This is a genomic window from Arthrobacter ipis (genome assembly GCF_014694315.1).
Lineage (GTDB): Bacteria > Actinomycetota > Actinomycetes > Actinomycetales > Micrococcaceae > Arthrobacter > Arthrobacter ipis.
Genome location: NZ_JAAOXD010000001.1, coordinates 643,685 through 654,641, shown reverse-complemented (window position 1 = coordinate 654,641; position 10,957 = coordinate 643,685). Strand labels below are relative to the sequence as shown.

Here is a 10,957-nt window from a genome sequence, read left to right as displayed (position 1 = left end):
CCTCAACGCCGGCCTCTACTCCACCGGCCGGATCCTGCGCTCCATGTCCGTGGCCGGCTCCGCACCCAAGTTCGCCCAGCGCATGAACAAAGCCGGCGTCCCCTACGGCGGCATCGCCATCACCGCCGGCGTCTCCCTGCTCGGCGTCCCGCTGAACTACCTCGTCCCCTCACAAGCCTTCGAGATCGTCCTGAACATCGCCTCCGTCGGCATCATCGTCACCTGGGCCACCATCGTCCTGTGCCAGATCCAGCTCAAACGCTGGGCAGACAAGGGCTGGCTCAAACGCCCCTCCTTCCGGATGTTCGGCGCCCCCTACACCGGCTACCTCTCCCTGCTCTTCCTCGTCGGCGTACTCATCATGGTCTTCATCGACTCACCCCTGACCCTCATGGTCACCCTCATCGCCATCGCGCTCATGGTCGCCGGCTGGTACGCCTGCCGCAAACGCATCCACGAGATCGCCGAAGCCCGCGAAGGCTTCACCGGCATGTCCCCCGTCATCGCCAACCCGACGCCCCTCAGATAGATATCCCGATCTTCACAAACACCCGCCCACCAATAACCAAAGAAAGCTCATGACACCAGAGTCTCAGTCCCCCTTGACCGCAACCGATGTCCCTTCCGATCCGGGGCAGTTCGATGACCAAAAGCTCCAGCAGACTGGCCGCGACAGCAGCACGGCGCCATCCCGCGCGGCCCTGAAATCCGCCGGGCATGTGATTGTTGATTCGCTCGAGGCCCATGGCGTGAAACGCACCTACGTGGTTCCCGGTGAAAGCTTCCTTGACGTATTGGACGGCCTGCACAGCTCGGAGATGGAAACCATCGTGTGCCGGCACGAGGGCGGGGCAGCGTACATGGCGGAGGCCGACGGGAAAATGAACCAGGTGCCCGGTGTGGCGATGGTTACCCGCGGACCCGGCGCAGCCAACGCGCACGTGGGACTGCATACGGCCTGGCAGGACTCGACGCCGATGCTCCTGTTCGTGGGCCTGATTCCGTTCGCGCACCGGGACCGCGAGGCGTTCCAGGAGTTCGACATCAAAGCCTGGTTCGATACCGGCGCCAAGCGCGTTATGGTCCTTGACCATCCGGAGCGGGCATCAGAGATCGTGGCCGAGGCCATGTTCGCGGCGATGAGTGGCCGCCCGGGGCCCGTGGTGGTGGGCCTGCCGGAGGACATCATCCGGCAATTGGTCGATCCGACCCTGCACCCTGCGATCCCGGTGGCGGCCGGCGGAATGAGCAGCAGCGACGCCGCGGCCCTGAAGGCCGCGCTGGCCTCATCCAACAAACCGCTTTTCGTAACCGGCGGCAACGACTGGACCCAGGAGGCAGCTGACCAACTGACCGCGTGGCTGGAGCGACACCAGATTCCTGCAGCAGCGGAATGGCGCACCCAGGGAACCGTTTCCTTTGACTCCCCGTCCTACGTGGGTCCCATCGGGTACGGTCGCCCGCGCCCCACCTACGACCTGTTCGAGGAGACCGACCTCCTGGTATTTGTGGGCACTGTCCCGGGAGACGTGATTACAGACGGATTCGTCTGCCGGCAGGACTGGAGCAAGAAGAACTTTCTGGTCACCATCGACCCCTCACTGCGCGGCCGTTCGGGTCCTGTCTCGCGGCAGATCGTGGCAAAGCCGGAGGCCTTTGTCCGCGACCTGGCCGGCATCGACCTGGAAGTTAAGGAGGAGTGGAAGGCGTGGACAGGGCGGATGAGGGCCGAACAGGAGTCATTTTCCGCGCTCCCCGTTTCCACTCCCGCTGCCGGCCCGGCAAGGATGGACACCTTGATGGCGAACCTGGTCCCCAGGCTGCCGGAGGACGCGCTGGTGACGTTCGGGGCGGGCGAGCACACGAACTGGGCCCACCGGTATTTTCCCACCCGCCGCTACGCTTCTATGGTCAGCGCCCGGAACGGCTCCATGGGTTACTCCATCCCCTCGGCCGTCGCGGCGTCGCTGGCCGAACCACGGCGGCGAGTGGTCACCATCGCGGGAGACGGGGAGTTCCTGATGAACGGCCAGGAACTGGCCACCGCCGCCCAATACGGTGCCACGCCGCTGGTTATTGTCATGGACAACCAGGAGTACGGCACCATCCGCACCCACCAGGAGCGGCATTATCCCGAACGCGTGTCCGGCACCCAGCTGAAAAATCCGGACTTCGGCATGATGGCCAGGGCCTTTGGCGGTTTCGGCGTCACTGTCACAGAGGACAAGGATGTTCCGGCCGCCTTGGACGCGGCCCTGGCAGCCATCGATGATGCCCGCGTCTTCGCCCTCATCCATCTGGTGGTGGAACAGGGCGTCAAGGCTTACCCCTCCCCCGCCTGACAGAGAAAGGACGACGGCGGGACCTCCCGCCGTCGTCCCCGGCGACCTTTTGATCCGGCGTTACCGGTAAAACCCGCCCCCAATCGCCGGTCATCTGCGCGCCCCCAACTTGTCTAAAATCGACTATGAGCATTTCCGACTCCCTCCTGCAGTTCGCCCTCGTGGCCGCCCTACTCACGGTGATCCCGGGAATGGACACCGTGCTCGTGCTGCGTACGGCGATCAGCGGCGGCCGCGGGTCCGCCTTCGCCACCGCGGCGGGAATCTGCACAGGTACCGTCTTCTGGGGCGTGGCCGCCGCCGTCGGTGCGTCGGCCTTGCTGGCCGCCTCGGAAACAGCCTTTACCGTGCTGAAGATCGCGGGCGCCTGCTACATGGCGTGGCTGGCTGTGACCATGATTATCCGAAGCTTCCGGCCGGGGGCGACGGCGGAGGCCGGCCCCGCGGGCCCGGCCAGCTCCCGCGCTGCATGGCTTTCGGGCACCACAACCAGCCTGCTGAATCCCAAGGTGGGGGTTTTCTACATGGCCATGATCCCCCAGTTCCTTCCGCCGGAGGCGCCGCCGCTGCTGATGGGGGTGCTGTTGCCGCTGGTTCACAACGTCGAGGGCATGGCATGGTTTGCGGTCATCATTCTGGCGACCCACCACGCGCGCCGCTGGCTCCAGTCGCCTTCCGTGGCCAAAACCACAGACCGCGTCGCCGGCGTCGTCCTCCTGGGTTTCGCGGCAAAGATCGCCACCAGCAAAGCCTGACGCCCTAACCTGCGGGCGCCCCGCCGTCGAACGCGTGGCTCACCAGTCCCACGGTGTTCCCCTCACTGTCCCTGATGAAAGCCATCCATTCGTCCGCACCAGCAGGGCCGAGCCGTGCATCATCGTGATGGAAGATGACGTGCGGGGCGCCAACCACCTCCACTCCCCCGGCCTCAAGTTCAGCCACGCGCAACCTTACGTCCGGGACGCCAAGGTAAATCACCGCCGAAGGTGCTCCCCGCTCCAGCAGCAGCCGGACGCCGTCGAGATCGAAGAACAGCAGTCCAGGCGGGTCGAACACAGCTGTCGGCGCGGTACACAGCAGCCTCGAGTAGAACTCTGCCGCACGGTCAAGATCCTCGGCGTGCTGTGCGATCTGGGTGAGCTTCACTGGGCCTCCTTCAGGGAGTGCATGCATCCTGACTGACATCGTCACGGGATATTGCGGCAGGGGCAAGACCTGCCAAAAACGGATAGGCTCGGAAGCATGCCTTCCACAACAGACCGTCCCGGAACGCAAGCGGTTCCGGCCCTGACGGCCGCCGCAGCTGCGGCAGACTTCATCCTCATCCTGACGTTCGCTGCCGTCGGCCGCGACGCACATGCACGGGGTGAAACAGTCATTGGAGTCCTGTCCACCGCCTGGCCGTTCCTGGCCGGCGCAGCCGTTACCTGGCTGCTGCTGCGGCTCTGGCGGCGGCCGCTCGCGCTGTGGCCCGCCGGGGTGGCTGTGTGGCTGGGCACCGTGGCGATCGGAATGGCTCTACGCGCGCTCACGGGACAGACGGTGGTCCTCCCATTTGTGATCGTCGCGCTGCTGAGCATGGCGGTGTTCCTCCTCGGCTACCGCCTCATCGTCGCCATAGTTCTCCGCCTGCGCGCACGCCGCCGCGCCTGACTCCTGTGCAGCGGCGCCGCCACTAGCGCAACCGACCGGCGCCCGCCCATGCACTGGACCACCCATGTAATAGGCTGGCAGCACAGCTCAACAGATCCGGAAGGGTTCACAGTGATCACCGCATTCGTCCTGATCAAGACAGACGCCTCGCGTATCCCCGAAACGGCCGAGGAGATCTCCTCCATCGACGGCATCAGCGAGGTCTACTCCGTGACCGGAGAATGGGACCTGATCGCCGTCGCGCGCGTGTCCCAGCACGAAGATCTGGCGGACGTCATCGCCGACAAGCTGTCCAAGGTCCCCGCGGTCGTGCACACCACCACCCATATCGCCTTCCGGGCTTACTCGCAGCACGACCTCGATGCCGCCTTCGCCCTGGGGTTCGAGGAGTAGCAGCACGCCAGGACAACAGCAGAGGGGCCAGGTACCTGCAGGTGCCTGGCCCCTCTGTCTTTGATGCGTTGGGACTGTTCGGAGCTCTAGCCCCGCGAGAGGCTGACCCACTTCTCGAGCACGGCAGCCGCAGCGCCGGAGCCGATGGATTCCGCGGCGCGGTCGAGGGCAAGCTTCATTCGGTCAGTGAGCGGACCGTCAGCCTGAAGGTCGTACGCCACCAGGCCCGCCGCCGCGTTCAGCAGGACTGCGTCCCTGACCGGCCCGGTTTCCCCGGCCAGGACATTGCGGACGACGGCGGCATTCGCCTGCGCGTCACCGCCGCGCAGTTGATCGACTGTCGCCTGACGGATCCCCAGGTCCCCGGGCGAGAAAGTCTGCTCTGTCACTTCACCGCCGCGGATCTCCCACACCGTGGACGGCCCGGTGGTGGTCAGTTCGTCCAGCCCGTCGCTGCCCCGGAACACCAGGCCCCGGCTGCCGCGCCGCGCCAGGACGCCGGCCACGAGCGGCGCCATGCGGGCGTTCGCCACGCCTACCGCGGAGGCCTGCACCCGGGCGGGGTTGGTGAGGGGGCCCAGGAAGTTGAAGGCTGTGGGGATCGCGAGTTCGCGCCTGGGCACCGCCGTGTGGCGGAAGGACGGGTGGAAGACCTGGGCGAAGCAGAAGGTCATGCCCGCTTCCTCTGCGTTCCGGGCAACGTCGGCTATGGGGAGGTCGAGCCGCACCCCCAGCGCTTCCAGGACGTCCGCTGATCCCGACGACGACGATGCCGCGCGGTTGCCGTGCTTGACCACCTTTGCGCCCGCTCCGGCACAGACCAGAGCGGCCATGGTGGAGATGTTGACAGTGTTGAGTTGGTCACCACCGGTGCCCACGATGTCCAGCTTTTCGCCGGTGATGGAGATGGGCTTGGCATGGGACACCATGGCGTCAACGAGGCCGGCAATCTCCTCCACCGTCTCGCCCTTCGCGCGCAGCGCCACGAGGAAACCGGCAATCTGGACGGGTGTGGCGGCCCCCGACATGATGGTGTCCATGGCCCATGCCGTACTGTCCGCGCTCAGGTGTTCGCCGTTCAACAGTGCCGAGATGAGGCGCGGCCAGGTGTTGCCTGCCGCCGGTGCCGATACCTGTGAAGTCACCTCCTGATGCTATCGATGTGCCCGCCGCAAAGACCAATATGAACGTGTCCGGGAACTTTTCCGCGCGATTTCGCGTCTTTGTAGAAAAAGTCTCCGCAAAAGGCGGTTTGCGTTGGGCAAGCCGGAGTTTTACAGACATAATGTCTATGTGACATCTGCGACCCATGCCCCCAGTACCCCTGCGCACCCCACGCTGAACCGCCCGAATATGGTCTCCGTCGGGACCGTTGTCTGGCTCTCCAGCGAGTTGATGTTCTTCGCCGGTCTCTTCGCCATGTACTTCACACTCCGGTCCACTTCCGGCCAGATGTGGGCGGAAGAGACGGCCAAGCTCAACTTCCCCTTTGCGCTCGTTAACACCATCGTCCTTGTGGCTAGTTCCTTCACTTGCCAGATGGGCGTATTCGCCGCCGAAAGGCTCCAGCCGCGACGCAGCGGCGGGCCCCTCCAGTTCACCCGCTGGGGCATGAACGAATGGTTCACCCTGACGTTCCTCATGGGCGCCTTCTTCGTTGCCGGCCAGACCACGGAATACGCCATGCTGGTCTCGGAGCACGTGTCGCTGTCCTCCAACGCCTACGGATCCGCCTTCTACATGACCACCGGCTTCCACGGCATGCACGTCATCGGCGGTCTGGTCGCCTTCCTGCTCATCATGGGCCGCTCCTTCGCCGCGAAGAAGTTCGGTCACTTCGAGGCGACCTCGGCGATTGTCACCTCCTACTACTGGCACTTCGTGGACGTCGTGTGGATTGGCCTCTTCCTGGTCATCTACGTCCTCCAGTAGCCCAGACTTTTCTCCCTCTTTCCCAAGAGAACGAATTCTAAGAAGCGGCTCACGGAGCCGACGCACGATCGAATAAAGGAACCACCACGTGAAGGCACTCTCGCAGAAGCGACGTCACCCACTGGCAGCAATAGCCCTGCTGTTGATGGGCCTCCTCCTCACTGGTGGGCTGTACGCCGTTGCCACCACCGTCAACGAGGCCAAAGCCAGCACTGCAGAGTTCACCGCCAGCGATACACAGGAAGGCGAGAAGCTCTTCGAAGCCAACTGCGCCACCTGCCACGGTATGGGTGCCAGCGGAACGCAGGACGGTCCCTCACTGGTTGGCGTCGGCGCCGCCGCTGTTGACTTCCAGGTCGGCACCGGCCGCATGCCCATGCAGATGAACGGCCCCCAGGCCTACAAGAAGCCTGCCCAGTTCAACGACACCCAGACCCACCAGCTGGCCGCGTACGTCGCGTCGCTGGGTGCGGGCCCGGCCATCCCGTCCGAGGAACTGCTGGATGAGAAGGGCAACGCCGCCGAAGGCGGCGAGCTGTTCCGCGTGAACTGCGCCATGTGCCACAACGCTGCAGCCGCTGGCGGTGCACTCACCCGTGGTAAGTTCGCCCCTGCCCTGGCCGACGTCTCGGGCAAGCACATCTATGAAGCAATGGCGACCGGACCGCAGAACATGCCGGTGTTCAACGACTCGAACATCTCCCCTGAAGGCAAGCGCAACATCATCACCTTCCTGAAGCAGATTGAAGCCAACGGTTCCCCGGGCGGCGCAGACCTGGGCGCACTTGGTCCTGTTTCTGAGGGCCTGTTCGTGTGGATCGCCGGCCTCGGCGTCATCATCGCTTTCACCATCTGGCTGACGTCCCGCACGTCCTAGCCAAACCAGGCACAACAAGAACGTCCTGCTGATTGCACAGCAGGTTTGGAACTGAACATAACTCGGCAAAGGCCGAGACGAGAGAAGGATGAGGCGAATCATGGGCAACCATAGTGACGGCAGTCCGAACCACTCGGGCACCGTAGCTACGGCTGGTCAGCATGAGGTGGAGAAATTCCAGGATCCTGGACTTCCCCCGCACCGCTTGCGCCTGGCTGACACGGACCCGAAGGCCGCCAAGCGGGCAGAACGGCAGGTTGCTGCACTGTTCGCAACCTCAGTTGTTGGCACCGTGATCTTCCTGGTGGCGTACTTCGCCATCGACCTGGGAGACGACTCAAGCATTGCCACCATCCGGCTGCAGAATGCGCTGCTCGGCCTTGGCACGGCGTTCGCCATGCTCGGTATCGGCACCGGTATCGTGCACTGGGCCAAGGCCCTGATGCCGGACCACGAAGTCTCCGAGGAACGCCACGCGATCCGCACCGAGGACGACCGCCAGGCTGCGGTCCGCATCGTTGACGACATCGTTGAGGAAACGGGCATCAAGCGCCGTCCCCTCATCCGGAACACCCTGCTGGGCGCCGTTGCACTGGCACCCCTGCCGGCCCTCGCCGTCTTCGGCGACCTGGGACCGCGCCCGGACAACAAGCTGGCACACACCATGTGGGCCCCGACGGAGGGCAAGCTCAAGCGCCTCACCCGCGATCCTGATGGAACCCCCATCAAGGCCTCGGACGTCACCATCGGTTCCGCCTTCCACGTCATTCCGGAAGGCCTCAACGAACTGCACGAAGGCAAGCTCAACGAGAAGGCCAAGGCCGTCGTTCTGCTGATGCGCCTCGACCCGGCCTCGCTGAACCCCTCCGCGGGACGCGAAAACTGGGGCTACAACGGCATCGTTGCCTACTCCAAGATCTGCACCCACGTTGGTTGCCCTGTTGCCCTCTACGAGCAGCAGACGCACCACCTGCTGTGCCCGTGCCACCAGTCGACCTTCGACCTGACCCAGGAATGCAAGGTTATCTTCGGCCCGGCCAGCCGCCCGCTCCCCCAGCTGCCCATCGCAGTTGACGATGAGGGCTACCTGGTCGCCACCAGCGACTTCAAAGAACCTGTAGGACCAAGTTACTGGGAGCGTGATGAGCATGAGCGCAGCATCAACAGCTGAAGCCCCCGCCTACGTAGCCAACACCAGCGTCGGACGCTTTACTGACTTCGTCGACGAGCGCGTCGGCGGATCCGGAATCCTCCGCGAATTCGGCCGCAAGGTATTTCCGGACCACTGGTCCTTCATGTTTGGCGAGGTGGCGCTGTACTCCTTCGTCATCCTGCTCATGTCGGGAACGTTCCTGACATTCTTCTTCGATCCGTCCATGGCTGAGACGCACTACGCCGGCTCCTACACGCCGCTGAAGAACGTCGAAATGTCCGTCGCCTACAGCTCCTCGCTGGACATCTCCTTCGACGTCCGCGGCGGCCTGTTCATGCGCCAGGTCCACCACTGGGCAGCGCTGCTGTTCGTGGCCTCTGTGGCCGTACACATGCTCCGGGTATTCTTCACCGGCGCGTTCCGCAAGCCCCGTGAAATGAACTGGGTGGTGGGCGGTGTCCTGCTGATCCTGGCCATGGCTGCCGGCTTCACCGGTTACTCCCTCCCCGATGACCTGCTGTCCGGTAACGGCCTGCGCATCATCGACGGCGTCATCAAGTCGATCCCGGTAATCGGCACCTACATCTCCTTCTTCCTGTTCGGTGGAGAGTTCCCCGGCACGGTAATCATCAGCCGCCTCTACACGCTGCACATCCTGCTCGTACCGGCACTGATCCTGCTCATGATCGTGGTGCACCTCTTCATGGTGGTTGTCCACAAGCACACCCAGTACCCCGGCCCGGGACGCAACGACCGCAACGTCGTTGGTTACCCCCTGGGCCCGGTCTACGCTGCGAAGGCCGGCGGATTCTTCTTCATCGTCTTCGGTGTGATCGCGCTCATGGCCGGGTTCTTCACCATCAACCCGATCTGGAACTACGGACCGTACGACCCCTCCCCCGTGTCCGCCGGCACCCAGCCTGACTGGTACATCGGCTTTGTCGACGGTGCCCTGCGCCTGATGCCCGGTGTGGTCAGCGGCTTCCACTTCGAATACATCATCTTCGGCCACGTCCTGACGCTGAATGTCCTGCTTCCGGCACTCGTTCCGGCTGGCATCATCTTTACCGTGCTGTTCACCTACCCGTGGATCGAGCGCTGGATCACCAAGGACAACCGGGAGCACCACGTGCTGGACCGTCCACGGAACGCTCCCACGCGTACCGCGATCGGTGTAGCCGGCTTCACCTGGTACAGCGTCATGTGGGCCGCCGCCGGTTCGGACCTCATCGCCACGCACTTCCACGTGGCATTGAACGACGTCACGTACTGGCTGCGTGCACTGTTCTTCGTAGGCCCGTTCATCGCTTTCGCTGTCACCAAGCGCGTGGCCCTTGCCCTGCAGCGCAAGGACCGCGAAATCGCCCTCCACGGCCGCGAGACCGGGCGCATCGTCCGCCTCCCGCACGGTGAGTTCATCGAGGTGCACGCTCCGCTCGACGAGTACAAGCGCTACAAGCTCGTTGGCTTCGAGTCGCTCGCACCGCTTCCGGCCCAGCCGAACGAGCACGGTGTGGTGACCCGCAAGGAAAACCGCCGCGCCAAGCTGTCCCGCTGGTTCTTCGAGGACAGGGTTGCCCCTGCAACCCCCGCGGAGCTGGAAGCAGGCCACGGCCACCACGAAGCCGTTGAAGCCGGCGAGGGGCAGAAGACCCTTAGCCACTAAGAGCCAGGCCACTAGGCAACAACGCTTCACCCAAGCAACATACAGAAAGGGCCCGGTCCATCAGGACCGGGCCCTTTCTGTATGCGCATTCGGATTGCCACACGGGCTGCTGTCCGTTGCAGCCAGCGGCAGTCAGGCTACTGCTGCCGGTAACCCGACGCGTAGTTCCGGGTGGGCCGGACGCCGGGCCGCTGCAGCGGCACCCACAGCTTGTACCGGTCGGCGCGGTAGTAGGACACCGAATAGTCCACCATCGACCTGGCGACGAAGGCATGCCGCTGGATTTTCAGCAGCGGCGCGCCGATTTCAACGTTGAGCAGCCGGGCGGTGGAGGGCGACGCAGCGGTGGCCTCGATCATGTCCTCGCCCCATTCCATGACCAGGCCGAACTGTTCGCTGAGGACGTTGTACAGCGATGTCGGCGGCTCGCCGTCGAGAAGCCCCGGAACCCGGTGGGCCGGGATGAAGTTCTCATCCACGCTCATTGGCTCGTTATCGGCCAGCAGAAGGCGGCGGAAGCGCACCAGGGGTGTTCCCTCCTCCAGCTGAAGTTCGCGGGCCAGGAAGGCGCTGGCGGCGATCTGCTCAAAGCTCAGCACCTTGGCGGCCGGCACCATGCCGCGGCGCTGCATCTCCTCGCTGTAGGAGGTCAGCTTGACCTGGAGGTCCAGCTTCGGTTTCCGGACGAAGGTGCCCAGGCCGACCACCCGCTCAATGACCTCCTCCCCCACCAGGGCGTCGATGGCCTGGCGGACGGTCATCCTGGCCAGGCTGAAACGTTCGGCCAGGTCACGCTCGGAGGGCAACGCCGAGCCCGGCGGGCAGGACGTCGCGATGTAGGTCCTGAGGATCTCACGGAGCTGGACGTAAATCGGCGTCCCGCTGGTCCTGTCGATTTCACCGGCAATGCCGGCCACGCTAGCCGCCACGGCGGACGCTCC

11 protein-coding genes and 1 pseudogene are annotated in these 10,957 nt (G+C 64.4%); 9 read left to right on the top strand and 3 right to left on the bottom strand.

What is annotated here, in order from left to right:
- From G9E11_RS03130 to G9E11_RS03120, 3 genes and pseudogenes are all read left to right on the top strand, one after another.
- Positions 1-529, top strand: a pseudogene (locus G9E11_RS03130) (amino acid permease); the annotation flags it as partial.
- A 49-nt stretch (positions 530-578) separates the two neighbouring features.
- Positions 579-2,342 carry a thiamine pyrophosphate-dependent enzyme gene (locus G9E11_RS03125; RefSeq protein WP_190602821.1) on the top strand — a complete coding sequence of 588 codons (1,764 nt, stop codon included), beginning with the start codon at positions 579-581 and terminating at the stop codon, positions 2,340-2,342.
- 125 nt (positions 2,343-2,467) lie between these two features.
- Positions 2,468-3,097: a LysE family translocator gene (locus tag G9E11_RS03120; RefSeq protein WP_190602819.1), complete on the top strand. Its 630-nt coding sequence runs from the start codon at positions 2,468-2,470 to the stop codon at positions 3,095-3,097.
- 4 nt (positions 3,098-3,101) lie between these two features.
- On the opposite strand, the gene G9E11_RS03115 is transcribed toward G9E11_RS03120, so the two are convergent.
- Positions 3,102-3,488 carry a VOC family protein gene (locus G9E11_RS03115; RefSeq protein WP_190602817.1) on the bottom strand — a complete coding sequence of 129 codons (387 nt, stop codon included), beginning with the start codon at positions 3,486-3,488 and terminating at the stop codon, positions 3,102-3,104.
- Positions 3,489-3,584: 96 nt separating this feature from the next.
- Here G9E11_RS03115 and G9E11_RS03110 point away from each other — a divergent pair, with 96 nt between their 5' ends.
- Positions 3,585-3,995 (top strand): DUF3054 domain-containing protein, encoded by a 411-nt coding sequence (locus tag G9E11_RS03110; RefSeq protein WP_190602815.1) that lies wholly within the window; start codon positions 3,585-3,587, stop codon positions 3,993-3,995.
- A gap of 111 nt (positions 3,996-4,106) precedes the next feature.
- Positions 4,107-4,388: an Lrp/AsnC family transcriptional regulator gene (locus tag G9E11_RS03105; protein ID WP_111903442.1), complete on the top strand. Its 282-nt coding sequence runs from the start codon at positions 4,107-4,109 to the stop codon at positions 4,386-4,388.
- Positions 4,389-4,474: 86 nt separating this feature from the next.
- Here G9E11_RS03105 and trpD read toward each other — a convergent pair whose 3' ends face one another.
- Positions 4,475-5,533 (bottom strand): anthranilate phosphoribosyltransferase, encoded by a 1,059-nt coding sequence (trpD, locus tag G9E11_RS03100; protein WP_190602813.1) that lies wholly within the window; start codon positions 5,531-5,533, stop codon positions 4,475-4,477.
- A gap of 148 nt (positions 5,534-5,681) precedes the next feature.
- On the opposite strand from trpD, the gene ctaE reads away from it, so the two are divergent.
- The 4 genes from ctaE to qcrB all read left to right on the top strand — a co-directional run bounded on the left by ctaE (position 5,682) and on the right by qcrB (position 10,016).
- A complete protein-coding gene (gene ctaE / locus G9E11_RS03095; protein ID WP_190602811.1) occupies positions 5,682-6,320 on the top strand; it encodes an aa3-type cytochrome oxidase subunit III in 639 nt (212 codons plus the stop codon).
- An 88-nt stretch (positions 6,321-6,408) separates the two neighbouring features.
- Entirely contained in the window at positions 6,409-7,197 is a 789-nt protein-coding gene (gene qcrC, locus G9E11_RS03090; protein WP_190602809.1) for a cytochrome bc1 complex diheme cytochrome c subunit, read from the top strand.
- A 100-nt stretch (positions 7,198-7,297) separates the two neighbouring features.
- Positions 7,298-8,368 carry a cytochrome bc1 complex Rieske iron-sulfur subunit gene (gene qcrA / locus G9E11_RS03085; protein WP_190602807.1) on the top strand — a complete coding sequence of 357 codons (1,071 nt, stop codon included), beginning with the start codon at positions 7,298-7,300 and terminating at the stop codon, positions 8,366-8,368.
- On the top strand, positions 8,346-10,016 hold the full coding sequence (gene qcrB / locus G9E11_RS03080) for a cytochrome bc1 complex cytochrome b subunit (RefSeq protein ID WP_190602805.1): 1,671 nt from the start codon (positions 8,346-8,348) through the stop codon (positions 10,014-10,016). Before qcrA ends, qcrB begins: the two co-directional genes overlap by 23 nt.
- 137 nt (positions 10,017-10,153) lie before the next feature.
- On the opposite strand, the gene G9E11_RS03075 is transcribed toward qcrB, so the two are convergent.
- Complete coding sequence (locus G9E11_RS03075) at positions 10,154-10,945, bottom strand: GntR family transcriptional regulator (RefSeq protein WP_190602804.1); 792 nt, start codon at positions 10,943-10,945, stop codon at positions 10,154-10,156.
- Between the last annotated feature and the right edge of the window lie 12 nt (positions 10,946-10,957).

What these genes read in the sequence shown, in the direction of transcription:
- qcrA (WP_190602807.1), top strand. Translation starts at nt 7,298, where the DNA reads ATGGGCAACCATAGTGACGGCAGTCCGAACCACTCGGGCACCGTAGCT.
- qcrB (WP_190602805.1), top strand. Translation starts at nt 8,346, where the DNA reads ATGAGCGCAGCATCAACAGCTGAAGCCCCCGCCTACGTAGCCAACACC.
- G9E11_RS03125 (WP_190602821.1), top strand. Translation starts at nt 579, where the DNA reads ATGACACCAGAGTCTCAGTCCCCCTTGACCGCAACCGATGTCCCTTCC.
- G9E11_RS03110 (WP_190602815.1), top strand. Translation starts at nt 3,585, where the DNA reads ATGCCTTCCACAACAGACCGTCCCGGAACGCAAGCGGTTCCGGCCCTG.
- G9E11_RS03120 (WP_190602819.1), top strand. Translation starts at nt 2,468, where the DNA reads ATGAGCATTTCCGACTCCCTCCTGCAGTTCGCCCTCGTGGCCGCCCTA.